The following is a 16,926-nucleotide window of genomic DNA, read 5'->3' as shown; positions in this document are numbered from 1 at the left end:
ATGATTCGAATATGAGATAGTGCCCCCCGATCGCCTGATAAAATTCGACAAATCGCCGGATTCCAGGGGAAATGCGTGTCGCGACATCACCGCCGTCCGTCGCTCCCTTTCGGGGTCGAATCGCGGCTCCGGCCCGCGCGTCGCCACGTGTTGTTCGTCGCGCTGTCAGCGGGCAACCGCATCGAATCGTTTCATCCCGCGACGGGCTTCGGCCCGCCCGCGCCGTCGCCGCCTCGCGGCAGCGAACCCAGGGCGGCACCGCTGCGTGCCGCCACCCATCGGTTTCATCGTCCTCGTTCGGCGGATAGTACGGCCGGGCTTCGTCAACCCGTGACGGCGCGTCGCGCGCCGCCACTCGCATAAGGAATCCCTCATGCCGCTCTCGTCCAACCAGCTCCCGCGCTGGACCCTCTGGGCCCCGCTTGCCGCGTGGCTGGTACTCGCGCTGTCGCGCGTCGTGCCAGCCGAAGGCTTCGTCATCGCGGTGTTCGCCGCCGCGCTGGCCGGCGCCGTGTTCGCCGCCGTCCATCATGCGGAAGTCGTCGCGCACCGCGTCGGCGAACCGTTCGGCACGCTGGTGCTCGCGGTCGCCGTGACCGTCATCGAGGTCGCGCTGATCGTGTCGGTGATGCTCGGCGCCGGCCCGGAAAAATCGGGCCTCGCCCGCGACACCGTGTACGCCGCCGTGATGATCATCTGTAACGGCATCGTCGGCATCTGCCTGCTGGTCGGCGCATGGAAGCACGGCGAACAGGACTTCCAGGGGCGCGGCGCGAGCAAGGCGCTCGCGGTGCTCGCGTCGCTGTCGGTGCTGTCGCTCGTGATGCCGAACTACCTGAGCGCCGCGCCCGGCCCGTTCTTCTCGAAATCGCAGCTCGCGTTCGCCGGCGTCGCGTCGCTCGTGCTGTACGGCGCGTTCGTGTTCGTGCAGACCGTGCGCCACCGCGACTACTTCCTCGCCGCGCACGACAGCGCGGACGAAGCGGTGCACGCGGCCGCGCCGAGCAACCGCACCGCGATCATCAGCATGGTGCTGCTGTTCGCGAGCCTCGTCGCGGTCGTGCTGCTCGCGAAGCTGCTGTCGCCGGCCGTCGAGCATGCGGTGCTGAAGCTCGGCGCGCCCGAAGCCGCGGTCGGTATCGTGATCGCCGCGCTCGTGCTGCTGCCGGAAGGGCTCGCGGCCGTCACCGCCGCGCGTGCGAACCGCCTGCAGACCAGCATGAACCTCGCGCTCGGTTCGGCGCTCGCGAGCATCGGGCTCACGATCCCGACCGTCGCCGCCGTATTCATCTGGGTCGGCCAGCCGCTCACGCTCGGGATCGGCGCGATGGAAACGGTCCTGCTGGCGCTCACGCTGCTGGTCAGCACGCTCACGCTGAGCCAGGGACGCACGACGGTGCTGCACGGCGTCGTGCACGTCGCGCTGTTCGCCGCTTATCTGTTCCTGTCGTTCACGCACTGACGTCCCGATGCGCGCGGCCCGGCGAATCCTCTCCGCCGGGCCGCGTGCACGTCTTCCCGTCCCTTCCGCCCTCCTTCGCTTCACGCCGCCGTCACCGGGTCGCAATCGCACAATGCGTCCGGATCGACAACGCGTTACGTCGCGTCATCGCGCCGCGTATCGGCGTGGAATCCGTAGAGCGCAGCCGCGTTGTCCACCAGGATTGCGCGAGCCGTCGTGTCGTCGGCCGCGCAATCGCGCAGCCAGCCGAGCAGGCGCGCATCGTCGGGCACCGGCGATGCGTTCGGGTGCGGCCAGTTGCTGCCCCACACGCAGCGCGCCGAATGGCCGCGCGCGAGCACGGCGGCAAGACGCGCGACGTCGTCGTAGCCCGGCGCGCCGGATCGCGACGTCTCGTACGGCGCGGACAGCTTCACCCATGCGTGGCCGCGATCGAGCAGGCGGCGCAGTGCGAGGAAGGATGGCGCATCCGGTGCGACGGGCGTCAGGAATTTGCCCGTGTGATCGATCACCACGCGCGCCGGCAGCCGCGATAGCGCGTGTTCGATATCGCACAGCGTGCGACCGTCGAACTGCAGATCGATATGCCAGTCGAGCGGCGCGATCCGTGCGGCCATCCGCTCCAGATCGCCCCATTGCGCAGTGCCGCCCGCCAGCATCATGAACCGCACGCCGCGCATGCCGGCGGCATGCAGACGTTCCAGCTCGGCGTCCGGCACGTCGACCGGCAACGTCGCGACGCCACGCGAGCGCGAACCGAAAGCGGCCAATGCGTCGAGCGTGCAGCGGTTGTCGAAGCCATAGCCGGTCGGCTGCACGACGACCACACGCGTGAGGCCGAGCGCCCGCTGCATGCGCCGATATGCATCCACCGGCGCATGGGGCGGCCGAAACGTCGCCGTCGGCGCGAGCGGATACGCATCGTCGTAGATATGGATATGGCAATCGCACGCATCCGGGAACCGCATGCCGTCTGCCCCGTCGCGCGTCATTGCAGCCCCTGGCCGACGGATGCGCTCGACCTGCGCCAGCGCGCGAGCCGCGTCGCCTGCATGGCGTTGACCGCGCCGTTCGGCACCCGTCCATCGAGCAGCGCGGCAAGCTGGTCGACCGTCTCCAGCGCCTGGTGTTCGATCGCCGGCAGCGTCAGTCCGCCGATGTGCGGGGTCGCGATGACGCGCGGATGCGCGGCAAGCGCGGGAGGCGGCATCTGGTCCGCCGCGCGGCCGACGTCCAGCGCGCAGCCGGCGAGCCGGCCGCCGTCGAGCGCGTCCGCAAGCGCCTGCTCGTCGACGAGTTCGCCGCGCGACGCATTGATGAAATACGCGCCCGGCTTCATCGCGGCGAATGCCGCCGCATCGATCAGGTTCGCGGTGGCCGGCGTGGCCGGCGCAAGGCAGACGACGTAATCCGCGTCGCGCAGCAACGTTGCGAAATCGACCTGTTCAAGCGGCGGCGAGTCGATCCGCACGTAAGGATCGCTGACGAGCACACGCATCCCGAGCGCCGTCGCGATCGGTGCGAGATGACGCGCGATCTGCCCGTAGCCGATCAGACCAAGCGTGCTGCCGCGCAGTTCGCGCCCCATCCTCGGCACCGGTGGTGCACCACGATGGTAGGCATCCGCGTAACCGCCGATTCCGCGCGCGAGGTCGATCATCGCGCCGACGACCCACTCGGCGACGGCCGGCCCGAAGCCGGGGCTCGCCTGCGTGACCAGCACGCCGAACGCGCTCGCCGCGGCGACGTCGATCGTGCGGATGTCGACCGCGCAACGCAGGAACGCGGCGAGTGCGGGCAGCCCCGCGAACAGTTCGCGAGGCGCGGGGGTCTGCCGGTACGCGATGATCGCGTCGCATCCCTGCGCGGCGGCAATCAGTTCGTCCGTACCGAGTTCGCGATCGTGCGGGTTGCAGGTGACGTTCGCGAGCGCGCCCAGCGCGCGCAACGCCTTGGCGCCGAAGTAGTGGTCGATCATCCCAGTCGGATGCGTGACGTAGACGCGCGTCATGCTTGACCTCCGCTCGTACCGGCCGCATCCGGCGGCGGCGGCGCGACCGATGCGCGCTCGACGAGCGTCACGTCCGCGAACACGCATTGCCCCGGTGCGGACGGCGCGTCGCCCTCCTGCCGCATCACGCGCCGCACCATCTCGCCGGCCATTTCGGTGACCGGCAGTTGCACCGTGGTCAGCGCCGGCCACGAGATCGCCGACAGGAAATGACCGTCCATCCCGATGACGGACACGTCGTCCGGCACCCGCAGCCCGCCGTCGCGCAGCCCGGCCATCAGACCGAGTGCGAACAGGTCGTTGACCGCGACGATACCGGTCGGCCGCGCCGGATCGGCCGCGAGCTCGGCGCCGAGCGCACGCCCGACATCGACGATCACCGAGTCGCCGTATTCGTTCGCGGGGCCGCCGTCGAGCACGCGGGCCTGCATGGCGCCGCCCGCCTCGCTTGCCACGGCGAAAAACCCGCGGATCTTGTCGCTGCGGCTCACGGTGATGCCGGCCACGGTCGCGAACGCGAGCCGCGTATGACCCGCGTCAACGAGGCGGCGCGCCGCGAGCCGCGCGGCCGCCTCGTTGTCGGCCGTCACGTGATCGACCTTCGATTGCTCGCCGGGCGTCGCGCGACGGTCGTAGCTGACGACCGTCATCCCGCGTTCGGCCGCGCGCTCGAGGTGGCTTTCGTCGGCGAGCGACGAGATCACGATCACGCGCCGCACGCCATGCGCGTAGAGATCGTCGAAGAACGACGCCTCCTTGCGCGCATCGCGGTACGTGTTGCCGATCAGCACGCGATGACCATACCGTTCCTGCGCGCAGGCCTCGACTTCGCGTGCGATGTAGCCGTACATCGGGTTCGCCATCGACGGCACCAGCAGCCCGACGAGCGGCGTCTGCCCCGTCTTGAGCTGGCGCGCGAGCGTGCTCGGCCGGTACTGCAGCGCATCCATCGCCGCCTTCACGCGCTCGAGCGTTGCCGGCTTCATCTGGTCGGTGCGTCCGTTGAGCACGTTCGAAACCGTGCTGACCGAAACGGCCGCATGACGGGCCACGTCCTGAATCGTACTCATGTCGTCTTGCATGGAACGGGCTACAGGCCGAAATGGGCCGGCAGCCACAACGAAAACGCCGGAGCGAAGATCAGCGCCACGAGGGCGGCGAACAGCACCAGCAGGTATTTCACCATCGGCCGGGCCACGCGGCCGACCTCGGTGCCCGTGATCGCGCACGTCGTGAACAGCCCGAGCCCGACCGGCGGCGCGAACAGCCCGAACCCCATCGCCACCACCACGACCGTGCCGAAATGCAGCGGATGGATGCCGAGCTGCAGCGCGATCGGCGCGAGCAGCGGCCCGAAGATGATCAGCGCGGGCGCGCCTTCGAGCACGGCGCCGAACACGATCATCAGCAGCGCCGACAGCAGCAGGAACATCGTCGCGCCGTACTGATGGGCAAACGCCGTCATTGTGCCCGAGACGAGGGCCGGAATCTGCTCGATCGACAGCGCGAACGACACGCTCGACGCCGCCGCGACGATGAACAGGATGCCGCTCGCCATCGACGCGGCGCGCACGAATACGCGGCCGACCGAGCGCCACGTCAGTTCGCGGAACGCGAGCCAGCCCACGACGAGCGCATAGACCACCGCGAACGCGGACACTTCGGTCGACGTCGCGATCCCCGACGTCACGCCCTTGCCGATCATCGCAACCATGACCAGCGCGACGAGCGCGCCGCCCGCGAGCGGCAGCCACGCGCGACGCTCGCCGAATACCTCGGCCACGTCGATCTTGCGTCCGGTGATCACCGTCACGATCGCGAGCGACGCGGCGAGCACGGCCGCCGGCACGATCCCCGCGACGAACAGCCCGGCGATCGAGATGTTCGCGACGAAGCCCATGATGATCATGTTCACGCACGGCGGAATCGTCTCGGCCATCACCGCGCTGCATGCGAGCAGCGCGGCGGTTTCGTTCGGGTCCTGCCGCGCGCGGCGCACGGCCGGCATCACGACGCCGCCCACCGCCGCGATATCGGCCAGCTTCGAGCCCGACACGCCGGAAAAGCAGGCCGTCGCGAAGATCACGATCAGGCCGAGCCCGCCCCGCACGCGTCCGAACATCCGCAGCAGCAATTCGACGAGCCGCGCCGACATCCCGTTGGACTCCATCAGCAGCCCCGCCAGCACGAAGAACGGCACCGCGAGCAGCACGAAGTGATCGGCCCCCGCCATCACCTGTTGCGAGTAGACGAGCAGCGGCAGCGTCGGATCCGCGAGGAAATACAGCAGCGCCGAAAACGCCAGCACGAATCCGATCGGCACGCCGAGCACCAGCCCGCCGACGAAGCCCGCGACGAGCAGCGTGCCGGGCGCGACCGCATGCGCGGGCCACAGCGCGTTCCAGCCGTAGATGGCGGCCGCGAGCGCCGCACAGCACGCGAACGTGCCGATCACCCGGCGGCGCGGCGCGTTCAGCGCATTGGCGAGCGCGAATACCGTCATGAACAGCGCGCCGAACATCATCGGATACCCGTTGATCCAGCCCGGCAAGCCGCCCGTCGTCATCTGGTCGTACGAATCCGCGAGCAACTGGCTCGACGACACCAGCAGGTTCAGCGCAACGGCCGCCACGATCCAGTGGCCGGCCTGGGTCAACGCGCCCTGCCAGCGTGCGGGCAGCAGGCCGCGAAACACGTCGATGCCGACATGCTGGCTGCGCCCGAGCACCGTCGCCGCGCCGAAGAACACCAGCACGATCATCAGCGCGCTCGCCACCTCCTCGGCCCAGTCGACCGGGTCGTGCAGGAAATAGCGGAACACGACCGACACGAACACGACGAGCACGTCGACGGCGAGCACCGCGGCCGACAGGATCTCGATCCAGCGCAGCACCGCATCCAGCACGCGGGCGGCGCGATGCGCCGGGCGGCCTGCGGCGGGCGCCGGCGCGGCGCCCGAGACGGAATGCATGTCCATCGCTCAACCCCGCGCGGCGGCGATCGCCGGAAAGAGCGGCGCAGTGGCCGGATACTGCTTCGCGAACGCCACATACAGGCGGTCTTGCATCGTCTGCCGCAGCGCCGCGTGCTCGCCCTCGGCCAGCGGGTGAAACGCCATGCCGCGCTGCTTCAGCGCCTGCTCCGCCTGCGCGGCCTTCTGCGCGGCAATCGCGCGCTGCTGCACGGTCGCGTCGGCCACCGCGCGGTCGAACGCCGGCCGCAGACTGGCCGGAATCCGGTCGAGCGCACGTCGCCCCATCACGACGGTCATCGCCGCGAATACGTGGTGCGATTGCCAGCACGACTTCACGATCTCGTCGAAACGGCTCGCGAGCACCGTGGCGGGATCGTGTTCGAGGCCGTCGACGACGCCCGTCTGCACAGCCATGTACAGCTCGCCGAACGGGATCGGCGTCGGCACCGCGCCCATCGCCTTGAAGGTATCCATGAACGCGGGCGTCGGCAGCACGCGCAGCTTCGTCCCCTTCAGCCCGGGCAGCGCCGCCACCGGCTGCTTCGTGAATACGCAGCGTCCGCCGAAATGCGAGCCCCAGGTCAGCACCGAGCAACCCGCGCGCTTTTGCAGCAGCGCGTTCAGGCTCGTGCCGACCGGGCCGTCGAGCGCCTTCGCGACGTGCGCGTAGCTGTCGAACAGGTAGCCGAGATCGAGCATCCCGAGCTCCGGTGCGATCGTGGCCCAGATCGACGAACCCGCGATCATCATGTCGATCGCGCCGATCTTGACCTGCTGCACGACGTCGCTTTCCTTGCCGAGCTGGCTGTTCGGAAAGTAGTCGACCCGAATCGCATCGCCGACGCTCGCCTTCAGGTTCGCGGCGAGACGCTGGTACCACACGTAGTGCGCGGCGTTCTGGTCGGCCGGCATCGACGACGAGCAGCGCAGCGTGACCGCCGGCTGCTGCGCGCGCACGGTCTCCGGCAAGCTGCCCGCGGCCGCGAGCGTGGCGGCGGACACCGTCTGCAGAAAGCGCCGCCGGGTATAGGTACTCATGAGCCGTCTCCTTTGCGAGTGCGTCTCGCGACGCAACTGTATCGATTTAGTGTATCGATACAGTAATACGACGACCGATGAGAGAAAAATGAGGGTTTGCCCTGTCCGGGGTGAAATGATGGGTGGTATGCGGGTGGGTTCCGGCGCAATTTTGGATGAAAGATCGCCGTTTCTCGTGCGTTCAGATGTCGCCGAAATAATTCGAACCTACGGACCATCATCAGACGACAGACTTTTGAGGGCGGAAGGACGCCCCGCTCATGCGAGCAAGCGCCGTTAAACGCCCGCGTCGTCCGGGCTGCCGGTCAGAAACCGCTCGACCATCGCGTTGAACAACGGCAGCGCCGGATTGTCGTTGTCCGTGCGCCATGCGAGATACAACTCGGCCGCCACGTTCGCGCCCGCGAGCGGCCGGAACACCACGCCGTCCACATGAAGCTCGCGCGCCGACGCCGGCACCAGCGCCGCGCCGAGCCCCGCGCGCACGAGGCCGAGGATCGTATGCGTCTGGCCGACGTAGTGCAGGTAGTTCGGCAACCGCCCGGCGCCTGCGAACATCCCCGAGATCATGTCGTGGAAATACTTGCCCTCGTTCGGCGAATACGCGATGAACGGCTGTCGGTCGAGCTCGTCGGGGCCGAGCTGCGCGTAGGCCGCGAGCGGGGCGCCTTCCGCGACCGCGACGAGCATCGGTTCGCGCTGCACGAGCCGGTATTCGAGCGGCTGGCGCGCGGCGCGCTGGCGGACAAAACCCGCGTCGAGCATCCGCGACGCGAGCGCGTCGATCTGCACGGTCGACACCATCTCGCGCAATTCGACGTCGACGTCCGGCAACGCATGCGCGGCATGCGCGAGCAGCACCGGGATCATCCGGTACGCACTGACGGCCGTGAAACCGAGCGTGATGCGCCCGGCCCCGCCGTGCGCGACGCGCTGCGCGGCCTGCTCGGCGCGCGCGGAGAATTCGAGGATGTGCCGCGCGTCGCGCAGGAAACGTTCGCCGGCCGCGGTCAGGCTGACCTGCCGGCTGCTGCGCTCGAGCAGCGCGATGCCGAGCGCATGCTCGAGCAACTGGATTTGCCGGCTGAGCGGCGGCTGGGTCATGAAGAGCCGCCTGGCCGCCCGGCCGAAATGCAGTTCCTCGGCAACCGCGACGAAGCAGCGAAGCTGGTGTAGTTCAATCATTCAAATCTTGAATCAATCGATAGTCTTTTGATGTTAGACCGATATCGATGCGATTTCTATACTCGGTTCCACCTGATGCGCGGCCTACGTCGCGCACGACGACCGAGACTTTCATGACCATCGACATCCTGCTGACGCAGCCGCTCCCCGACACCATCGACGCCGAACTGTCCGCCCGTTACACCGTGCATCGACTGTATGCGGCCGAGCAACCGGACGCGCTGCTCGATCGCGTGGCGTCGCGCATTCGCGGCGTCGTGACCGGCGGCGCGAACGGCCTGTCCGCCGCGCTGATGGACCGGCTCGCCGCGCTCGAGATCGTCGCGATCAGCGGCATCGGCACGGACGCGGTCGATCTCGACCGCGCGCGGGCGCGCGGCATCCACGTGACGACCACCCCGGACGTGCTGACCGACGACGTCGCCGACATGGCGCTCGGGCTGATCCTGATGACGCTGCGCGACCTCGGCGCCGGCGAGCGGATCGTGCGCACCGGCCGCTGGGGCAAGACGGCCCAGCCGCTCGCGACGCAGGTCACGGGCAAGCGGCTCGGCATCGTCGGGCTCGGTCGCGTCGGGCGCGCGATCGCACAGCGCGCGCAGGCATTCCGGATGCCCGTCAGTTACTTCGGCCCGCGCGAGCATCGCGACAGCGGCTATCGCTTCGTGCCCGACCTCGCCGCGCTCGCGCGCGACAGCGACGTGCTCGTGATCGCGGCGTCGGCCGATCACGGCAACGTGATCGTGACGGCCGACGTGCTCGCCGCGCTCGGCCCCAAAGGATTCCTGATCAATGTCGCGCGCGGCAAGCTGGTCGACGAGGCCGCGCTCGTGCGCGCGTTGGCCGACGGCATGATCGCCGGCGCCGGGCTGGACGTATTCGCGAACGAACCGCACGTGCCGGCCGCGCTGCTCGAACTCGATCGCGTGGTCGTGCAGCCGCACCGCGCGAGCGCCACGCACGAAACGCGCGAGGCAATGGGCCGCATCGTGCTCGCGAACCTCGCCGCGTGCTTCGCGGGCCAGCGCCCGCCGACCAGCGTCACGCGCTGAGCGCGGCACGCCCCTTCCCGTTACAACACCGATGCCTTCGCACGACGAAGGCCAGGAGACATGCATGTCCAATCGATCCAGCGGCGCTGCGCTCGCCGCATCGTCCGCCGCGTCGCGCACGATCGGTCGCGTCCGTTATGCGGTCCTCGCGCTGATTTTCGCGGTCACCGTCATCAATTATGCGGACCGCGCGACGATGTCGATCGCCGGCACCGGCGTCGCGCACGACCTCGGACTCACGCCCGTCCAGCTCGGCATCGTCTTTTCGGCGTTCGCGTGGGCCTATGCGATCGGCCAGATTCCGGGCGGCTGGCTGCTCGATCGCTTCGGCGCGCGGCGCGTGTACGGCCTGAGCCTGTTGCTGTGGTCGATATTCACGATGTTGCAAGGCACGGTCGGCGGGTTCGCCGTGCAGGGCGCGGCCGCGACGCTCGCGCTGTTCGTGATGCGCTTCATGCTCGGCCTGGTCGAATCGCCGGCGTTCCCGGCCAATTCGCGGATCGTCGCCTGCTGGTTCCCGACGGCCGAGCGCGGCACCGCGTCCGCGCTGTTCAATTCCGCGCAATACATGGCCGTCGTGCTGTTCACGCCGGCGATGGCGTGGCTCACGCATGCGCTCGGCTGGGAACACGTATTCCTGTGGATGGGGCTGCTCGGCATCGCGCTCGCCGCACTGTGGTTCGCGTGGTATCGCGAACCGCACGGCCACCCGCGCATGACCGACGCGGAGCGCGACTACCTGCGCGCCCACGGCGCGCTCGTCGATCTCGAGGCGAACCGCGTGCGCGAGCGGCCGCGCGCGTCGTGGCGCGACGTGTCGCAACTGTTCCGCCACCGGAACCTGTGGGCGATCTACATCGGCCAGTACTGCATCACGGCCCTCACCTACTTCTTCATCACGTGGTTCCCGATCTATCTGATCAAGGGACGCGGGATGACGATCATGGAAGCCGGCTGGGTCGCCGCGCTGCCGGCGATCTGCGGGTTCACGGGCGGCGTGCTCGGCGGCCTGCTGTCGGACTGGCTGATCCGGCGCGGCATGCATCCGTCACGGGCGCGCAAGACGCCGTTCGTCGCGGGGATGGCGATGGCGACGCTGCTCGTGCTCGCGAACGGCGCATCGTCGAACGCGGTCGTGATCGCGCTGATGACGATCGCGTTCTTCGGCAAGGGACTCGCGGCGGTCGGCTGGGCCGTGCTCGCCGACACGGCGCCGGAAGGCATGGTCGGGCTGAGCGGCGGTGTCTTCAATGGTCTCGGCAACATCGCCGGGATCGTCACGCCGCTCGTGATCGGCTACTTCGTCGCGAGCACGGGTTCGTTCGCCGGCGCGTTGTGGTTCGTCGCCGCGCACGGGCTGATCGGCATTGCCGCGTACACGTGGCTCGCGGGCCGCTTCGAGCGGATCCGCATCGCGCCGGCCGCATGAACGTCGCGGCCGTGCGACGGCGCACCGTTACGCGCGCTGACGGCCGGCTGGCGCGTGCTCGGTCGTCAGCCGGTCGAGTTCGCGCAGATCGTGCTCCAGCGCGGGCGTGAGCGTCGTGCGCAGGTGATCGAGGAAGGTGCGGATCTTCGCATCGAGATAACGGCGCGTCGCATAGACGGCATAGACGCTCACCGTCTGCAGCCGGTATTCGGGCAGCACGCGGATCAGGCGCCCTTCGCGGATATCGTCGAGCACCGTATACAGCGCCACGCACGCGATCCCGCGTCCGGCACGCACCGCGACGCACAGCGCATCCGGCACGTTGACCTGGAATGGCGCCGGCTGCAGCGCGTAGACGGTCTCCTCGCCGTCGCTGCGTTCGAGCCGCCATTCGCCGGCCGGCGACGCGGGCGTGTCGAGGCGCAGACATACGTGGTTCGGCAGCTCGTCGGGCGTCTGCGGCGTGCCGTGCCGCGCCAGGTATTCGCGCGACGCGACCAGCACGCTGCAGCTCGTGCCACAGGTCTGCGCGACATAGCCGGAATCGGGCAACTGCGACGCGGTCACGATCGACACGTCATAGCCCTCCTCGACCAGATTCGGCATCCGCTGCGCGAGCGTCAGCTCGACCGACACGTCGGGGTTGTCCGCCTGGTAGCGCACGATCGACGACACGACATGACTCTGCCCGAGCCCCGTCATCGCATGGATGCGCATCTTGCCGCTCGGCCGCAGCAGCGCGTTGCGCGCCTCCGCGTTCGCGTAGTCGAGTTCCGCGAGGATCGATTTCGCGCGCTCGAAATAGCGTTCGCCGCTTTCGGTCAGGCCGAGGTGGCGGGTCGTGCGATGCAGCAAGCGCGTCTGTACGTGGGCTTCGAGGTTCGAGACCGCGCGCGACACCTGCGCGGTGGTCGCGTCGATTTCCTTCGCGACCGCAGTAAAACTGCCGGCTTCGACAACGCGCACGAACAGGCGCATGTTTTCGAGCATGTCCATTGAATTGGCTTGGAGAGAGTCGGTGGGGAGGCGTCGGCGGCGCTCGCGTCAGAGGGGCAACGGAACGCGGCCGCGAACCGCGTCGAATCGATCACCGTGCCGGGGAGAAGGCGGGAGAGCGGGCATCGAGGACAGGGTTCTGGCATGACGGGGGAATTGACTGCGCCGAATTGTACGCCGCTGCAGACAAATTTGTGCGGTGATGCGCGCGCAAGCTCTCATGCGATGAAAGGATTTTGCAAGACTTGTACGTCGTGCGCGTGCAACGGCGTGATGCGGCGCGGCAATTTGTATCACAACACGATATAATTCGACGCTTGTCACCGCGCCCCGGCGCCGTCCTTTTGCCGCTCACCATCCATGTCGTCAGGCTCCTCCCCGTCGCGCCGCACGTTGCGGCAATGGCTGCACAGTTTCATTCCCCATCCGATGACCCTCGGCTGGCGCGAGCGCCTGCGCGCGTGCGCCGGCGCGCTCGTGGGCATTGCGACGGTCGGCGTCACGATGCGGTTGCTGCCCGGCGTGCCGGGCCTCGTGCCGCTGCTCGTCGCGCCGATGGGTGCGTCGGCCGTGCTGCTGTTCGCGGTGCCGGCGAGCCCGCTCGCGCAGCCTTGGTCGATCGTCGGCGGCAATCTCGTCGCGGCGACCGTCGGCGTCGCGTGCGCGCAATGGATCGCCGATCCGATCACGGCCGCCGCGGTCGCCATTGCCTGCGCGATCGGCGGCATGTTCGCGCTGCGCTGCGTGCACCCGCCGTCGGGCGCCGTCGCGCTCACCGCGGTGGTCGGCGGCCCGGCGATTCATTCGCTCGGCTTCGGCTTCGTGCTGCAGCCGATCGCGCTGCAATCGGCGATCCTGCTGTCGGCCGCGCTCCTCTACCACGCGCTGACCGGGCACCGCTACCCGCACGGCGGCGTGCGCCCCGAAGCGAAACCGCAGGCGGGCGCCGCACCGGCGCGCGGCGGCTTCACGCGCGACGACCTCGATGCGGTACTGAAGCGCCGCAGCGAATGGCTCGACGTCGATCCGGACGATCTCGAAACGCTGCTGCGCGAAACGGAAATGCAGGCTTATACGCGCACGTTCGGCCAGTTGAAGTGCGCCGACCTGATGACGAAGCATGCGATCGAGGTCGCGCCGTCGACGTCGGTCACGGCCGCGCTCACGCTGCTCGACCGCCACCGCGTGAAGGCGCTGCCCGTGGTCGACGGCGAAGGCCGCCTCATCGGCATCGTCACACGCGCCGACCTCACGCGCCAGTTGCGCCATCCGGCCCCGCTGTGGCAGCGCCTGTCCGCGCGGCTGCCGCAATCGTTCGGCGGCCAGCCCGCGAGCGTCGCGTCGGTAATGACGCGCGACGTCGCGTCGGTGCCGGAAACGATGCCGATCACCGCGCTCGTGCCGCTGTTCACGCATTCGGGCCACCACCATATTCCGGTCGTCGATGCATCACGCCGGCTCGTCGGCATCATTACGCAGACGGATCTCGTCACGGGCCTTTATCAGCAGACCCAAATGCTCGAAGCCGCGTAGCGCGCACCACATGTAGCCGCCGGCGGAACGCGGAATGCAGCCAATCCGACCGATTTCGGCCATTTATATCACATTGTGATATATTAATCGTCACCGCAACCGACTGCCCGAATGACCTCGATGACCGATACCCGACCCGCACTGACGAAAAGCGATTTCCAGCAACTGTCCGAGTTCCGCTACCAGATGCGCCGCTTCGAGCGCTTCTCCGAACGCGCCGCGCAAAGCGAAGGCGTGACGCCGCTGCAATACCTGCTGCTGCTGCACATCAAGGGTTATCCGCATCGCGAATGGGCGACCATCGGCGAACTCGCGGAACGCCTGCAGGCGCAGCACCACGGCGTCGTCGCGCTGGTGACGCGCTGCGAAGCACTCGGGCTCGTGAAGCGCAAGCCGAGCGAAGCCGACCGCCGCCAGGTCGAAGTCCACCTCGAGCCGGCCGGCGAAACGCTGCTTGCCCGTCTCGCGGCCATGCATCGTGCCGAGCTGAAGTCGCTCAAGGGCACGTTCCTGGTTCCCCAGATCGATTACTGACCCTTGCCACTCCGATGAACGCACCACACAAACGCGATTTCTCGACCAACGAACGCCTGCCCAGGATCGCGTTGCTCGCCGCCGGGATCGGCCTGCTCAGCACGCTCGCCGCATTCGTGCTGTTGAGCCTGATCCGCCTGTTCACGAACCTGTTCTTCTTCCAGCAACTGTCGTTCGCCGACCATTCGCCCGCGAACAACACGCTCGGCGCCTGGGTGATCGCGGTCCCGGTGATCGGCGGGCTGATCGTCGGCTTGATGGCGCGTTTCGGTTCGGAGAAGATCCGCGGCCACGGCATTCCCGAAGCGATCGAGGCGATCCTGTTCGGCAAGAGCCGGATGTCGCCGAAGGTCGCGATCCTCAAGCCGCTGTCGTCCGGCGTCGTGATCGGCAGCGGCGGCCCGTTCGGCGCCGAAGGCCCGATCATCATGACGGGCGGCGCGCTCGGCTCGCTGATCGCGCAATGCGTGCACGTGACCGCCGCCGAGCGCAAGACGCTGCTCGTCGCCGGTGCGGCCGCCGGCATGACGGCCGTGTTCGGCACGCCGGTGGCCGCCGTGCTGCTCGCGGTCGAACTGCTGCTGTTCGAATGGCGTCCGCGCAGTTTCCTGCCGGTCGCGCTCGCATGCGCGGTGGCCGGCTTCGCACGCGCGGTGTTCTTCGGCGTCGATCCGCTGTTTCCGCTGACGACGGCCGCGCCGACGCCCGTCGCGCTGCTGTCGTGCATCGTCGCGGGCCTGCTGTCGGGCATGCTCGCGTGCGGCCTGTCGGCGGCGCTCTATCGCGTCGAAGACGCATTCGCGAAGCTGCCCGTGCACTGGATGTGGTGGCCGGCGCTCGGCGCGATCGTGATCGGCGTCGGCGGCTGGCTCGAGCCGCGCGCGCTCGGCGTCGGCTACGACGTGATCGGCGACCTGCTGCTGCAGCACATCGCGCTGAAGATCGCGCTCGCGCTGCTGATCGTGAAGGCCGTGATGTGGGTGATCGCGCTCGGCTCGGGCACGTCGGGCGGTGTGCTTGCCCCGCTGCTGATGCTCGGCGCCGGTCTCGGCACCGTGCTGTCGCCGGTGTTGCCTGGCGGCGATCCGGCGTTGTGGCCGCTCGTGTGCATGGCCGCGACGCTCGGCGCGACGCTCGGCGCCCCGCTCACCGCGATCGTGTTCGCGTTCGGCCTCACGCACGACGCCAACGCGCTGCTGCCGCTGCTTGCGGCGACGCTCGTCGCGCACGGCTTCGCGACCATCGTGATGAAGCGCTCGATCATGACGGAGAAAATCGCACGTCGCGGCTATCACATCTATCGCGAATACGGTGTCGATCCGCTCGAACGGCATGACATCGGCGAAGTGATGACGTCGGCCGATCGGCTCGTCGCGATTGACGGCGCAACGACGCTCGATACCGTCGAAGCGCAATACTTCGGCGCGAGGCAGACGCACCGCGCGTATCCGGTCGTGCAGCACGGGCGACTGCTCGGCCTCGTCGATCGCGCAATGCTCGATGCGCAGCGCGCGCAAGCCGGCGCCGACACGCCGATCTCGGACGCGTTCGCCAACCGCGCACCGGCCGTCGCGCTGGCGCACGAAACGTGCCGCGTCGTCGCGTCTCGCCTCGCGATGCTCGGCCTCGAACGCCTGCCGGTGGTCGCCGACGAACAATCGCTGCGCGTCACGGGCATCGTGTCGCGCAGCGACCTGATCAAGCCGGCGCTCCAGCACTTCGACGACGAACAGAAGCGCGAGCGCTTCCGTCCGGTCGTTCCGGTCAACCTGCGCGACGTCGGCTCGCGCAAGGCCAGCTGACACAAACCGCATGCGGGGCGTTCGCCCGGCCGCGCATCGCTTCCCCGCCGCCTTCCTGCGTTTAAAGTTGGTTAACAATTCGGCAGACGAAAGTTTGTCATCATGGTGCTCATGCGACGGGGCCATCCATCAGCCATTCCACTTCGTCATCAGATAAAGCGTCGCGGCGCGGGATGCACAGACATCCCGCCAGCCGCGGCCGTCACTTCACCACACCACGATCGGGCAGCGCGCGGACCGCGCCACGCATGACGTCGAACCGTACACGACGCATGCCGCGCCGCAGCAACATGCGCAGCATCCGAGCCGCCATTTGGCAAGCGCGTTAACAACTTGTTTCGGAATGGCCGGAACCGTGCTTGCAGGATGGAATCTCACTTGCACGCAGCATTGCTGCGCATCCCACTCAATCAATCACGACTCGAGGGAGATAACGTGAACGTGAAATACTTACCGCTCATCGCATTGACCGTGGCAATTTCTGCTCATGCCGCCGAACCTGCCGTGCAGAACGTGGGACAAAGCCAGAAAGACGCGCCCGAGGTGTCGGCGTGCATCGCCAAGACCTGGGCCGACAAGTCGCAACAACAGGTGATCTCGCAGAACGTGCTGGCCAATGGCCTCGCGACCGACGTGTATGCACCGGGCCAGCAGCCGCCGAACGGCGCCGCCGCGATGGTTCGTCCGTCGTGGAAGCCGGGTGCGAAAACGTGGGTCGGCGTGCGTGGCGACGCAGCGTCCGCCGGCGACATCAACGCCTGCCTGTAACGCAGTAACGAGAACAGGCGCTTCGGATGGCCTTGCGCCATCCGCTTGCGACCAGCCCCGCTTCGGCGGTAATGCCGTTCAGTTAAGCGACCGAAGGGCATTTTTGTTTTGTGGAAGGAGTGGTTGTAAACGTTGCGCTGAG

General features: G+C 68.2%; 14 protein-coding genes. 7 read left to right on the top strand and 7 right to left on the bottom strand.

Features of this window, described 5'->3' with window-relative positions:
- The first annotated feature begins 373 nt into the window (after positions 1 to 373).
- Entirely contained in the window at positions 374 to 1,462 is a 1,089-nt protein-coding gene (locus tag J8I35_RS33290; protein WP_124554931.1) for an ionic transporter y4hA, read from the top strand.
- 134 nt (positions 1,463 to 1,596) lie between these two features.
- Here J8I35_RS33290 and J8I35_RS33285 read toward each other — a convergent pair whose 3' ends face one another.
- From J8I35_RS33285 to J8I35_RS33260, 6 genes are all read right to left on the bottom strand, one after another.
- Positions 1,597 to 2,454, bottom strand: coding sequence for an amidohydrolase family protein (locus tag J8I35_RS33285; RefSeq protein WP_209929298.1), 858 nt, complete (start codon positions 2,452 to 2,454; stop codon positions 1,597 to 1,599).
- Positions 2,451 to 3,473 carry a hydroxyacid dehydrogenase gene (locus J8I35_RS33280; protein ID WP_209929297.1) on the bottom strand — a complete coding sequence of 341 codons (1,023 nt, stop codon included), beginning with the start codon at positions 3,471 to 3,473 and terminating at the stop codon, positions 2,451 to 2,453. Before J8I35_RS33280 ends, J8I35_RS33285 begins: the two co-directional genes overlap by 4 nt.
- On the bottom strand, positions 3,470 to 4,555 hold the full coding sequence (locus J8I35_RS33275; RefSeq protein ID WP_209929296.1) for a LacI family DNA-binding transcriptional regulator: 1,086 nt from the start codon (positions 4,553 to 4,555) through the stop codon (positions 3,470 to 3,472). The genes J8I35_RS33280 and J8I35_RS33275 overlap by 4 nt, the downstream gene beginning before the upstream one ends.
- Before the next feature lie 8 nt (positions 4,556 to 4,563).
- Complete coding sequence (locus tag J8I35_RS33270; protein WP_209929295.1) at positions 4,564 to 6,450, bottom strand: TRAP transporter large permease subunit; 1,887 nt, start codon at positions 6,448 to 6,450, stop codon at positions 4,564 to 4,566.
- Between the two features lie 3 nt (positions 6,451 to 6,453).
- Entirely contained in the window at positions 6,454 to 7,485 is a 1,032-nt protein-coding gene (locus J8I35_RS33265; RefSeq protein WP_209929294.1) for a TRAP transporter substrate-binding protein, read from the bottom strand.
- Between the two features lie 276 nt (positions 7,486 to 7,761).
- The gene (locus tag J8I35_RS33260; RefSeq protein WP_209929293.1) at positions 7,762 to 8,670 is read right to left on the bottom strand and encodes a LysR substrate-binding domain-containing protein; all 909 of its coding nucleotides are present in this window, start codon (positions 8,668 to 8,670) and stop codon (positions 7,762 to 7,764) included.
- A gap of 113 nt (positions 8,671 to 8,783) precedes the next feature.
- On the opposite strand from J8I35_RS33260, the gene J8I35_RS33255 reads away from it, so the two are divergent.
- Both J8I35_RS33255 and J8I35_RS33250 read left to right on the top strand, forming a co-directional pair.
- Entirely contained in the window at positions 8,784 to 9,722 is a 939-nt protein-coding gene (locus J8I35_RS33255) for a 2-hydroxyacid dehydrogenase (RefSeq protein WP_209929292.1), read from the top strand.
- 64 nt (positions 9,723 to 9,786) lie between these two features.
- Complete coding sequence (locus J8I35_RS33250) at positions 9,787 to 11,151, top strand: MFS transporter (protein ID WP_050012774.1); 1,365 nt, start codon at positions 9,787 to 9,789, stop codon at positions 11,149 to 11,151.
- Between the two features lie 27 nt (positions 11,152 to 11,178).
- Here the strand turns inward: J8I35_RS33250 and J8I35_RS33245 are convergent, their stop codons facing one another.
- Positions 11,179 to 12,147 carry a LysR family transcriptional regulator gene (locus J8I35_RS33245; RefSeq protein ID WP_209929291.1) on the bottom strand — a complete coding sequence of 323 codons (969 nt, stop codon included), beginning with the start codon at positions 12,145 to 12,147 and terminating at the stop codon, positions 11,179 to 11,181.
- A gap of 360 nt (positions 12,148 to 12,507) precedes the next feature.
- Between J8I35_RS33245 and J8I35_RS33240 the strand changes: the two genes are divergently transcribed.
- The 4 genes from J8I35_RS33240 to J8I35_RS33225 all read left to right on the top strand — a co-directional run bounded on the left by J8I35_RS33240 (position 12,508) and on the right by J8I35_RS33225 (position 16,784).
- Entirely contained in the window at positions 12,508 to 13,680 is a 1,173-nt protein-coding gene (locus J8I35_RS33240; RefSeq protein WP_050012776.1) for an HPP family protein, read from the top strand.
- A gap of 120 nt (positions 13,681 to 13,800) precedes the next feature.
- Positions 13,801 to 14,214, top strand: coding sequence for a helix-turn-helix domain-containing protein (locus tag J8I35_RS33235; RefSeq protein ID WP_209929290.1), 414 nt, complete (start codon positions 13,801 to 13,803; stop codon positions 14,212 to 14,214).
- 14 nt (positions 14,215 to 14,228) lie between these two features.
- Complete coding sequence (locus J8I35_RS33230) at positions 14,229 to 16,016, top strand: chloride channel protein (protein ID WP_209929289.1); 1,788 nt, start codon at positions 14,229 to 14,231, stop codon at positions 16,014 to 16,016.
- Between the two features lie 435 nt (positions 16,017 to 16,451).
- On the top strand, positions 16,452 to 16,784 hold the full coding sequence (locus tag J8I35_RS33225) for a hypothetical protein (RefSeq protein WP_171984430.1): 333 nt from the start codon (positions 16,452 to 16,454) through the stop codon (positions 16,782 to 16,784).
- Positions 16,785 to 16,926: the final 142 nt, after the last annotated feature.

The sequence above is a fragment of the Burkholderia sp. CpTa8-5 genome, from assembly GCF_017815045.1.
Taxonomy (GTDB): Bacteria; Pseudomonadota; Gammaproteobacteria; order Burkholderiales; family Burkholderiaceae; genus Burkholderia; species Burkholderia sola.
The sequence above is the reverse complement of the archived record's forward strand: the minus strand, read 5'-3'. Positions and strand labels throughout refer to the sequence as shown.

Bases quoted from the DNA above. Each gene is read 5' to 3' on its own strand.
- J8I35_RS33290 (WP_124554931.1), top strand. From the start codon at position 374: ATGCCGCTCTCGTCCAACCAGCTCCCGCGCTGGACCCTCTGGGCCCCG.
- J8I35_RS33285 (WP_209929298.1), bottom strand. From the start codon at position 2,454: ATGACGCGCGACGGGGCAGACGGCATGCGGTTCCCGGATGCGTGCGAT.
- J8I35_RS33280 (WP_209929297.1), bottom strand. From the start codon at position 3,473: ATGACGCGCGTCTACGTCACGCATCCGACTGGGATGATCGACCACTAC.
- J8I35_RS33275 (WP_209929296.1), bottom strand. From the start codon at position 4,555: ATGCAAGACGACATGAGTACGATTCAGGACGTGGCCCGTCATGCGGCC.
- J8I35_RS33270 (WP_209929295.1), bottom strand. From the start codon at position 6,450: ATGGACATGCATTCCGTCTCGGGCGCCGCGCCGGCGCCCGCCGCAGGC.
- J8I35_RS33265 (WP_209929294.1), bottom strand. From the start codon at position 7,485: ATGAGTACCTATACCCGGCGGCGCTTTCTGCAGACGGTGTCCGCCGCC.
- J8I35_RS33260 (WP_209929293.1), bottom strand. From the start codon at position 8,670: ATGATTGAACTACACCAGCTTCGCTGCTTCGTCGCGGTTGCCGAGGAA.
- J8I35_RS33255 (WP_209929292.1), top strand. From the start codon at position 8,784: ATGACCATCGACATCCTGCTGACGCAGCCGCTCCCCGACACCATCGAC.
- J8I35_RS33250 (WP_050012774.1), top strand. From the start codon at position 9,787: ATGTCCAATCGATCCAGCGGCGCTGCGCTCGCCGCATCGTCCGCCGCG.
- J8I35_RS33245 (WP_209929291.1), bottom strand. From the start codon at position 12,147: ATGGACATGCTCGAAAACATGCGCCTGTTCGTGCGCGTTGTCGAAGCC.
- J8I35_RS33240 (WP_050012776.1), top strand. From the start codon at position 12,508: ATGTCGTCAGGCTCCTCCCCGTCGCGCCGCACGTTGCGGCAATGGCTG.
- J8I35_RS33235 (WP_209929290.1), top strand. From the start codon at position 13,801: ATGACCGATACCCGACCCGCACTGACGAAAAGCGATTTCCAGCAACTG.
- J8I35_RS33230 (WP_209929289.1), top strand. From the start codon at position 14,229: ATGAACGCACCACACAAACGCGATTTCTCGACCAACGAACGCCTGCCC.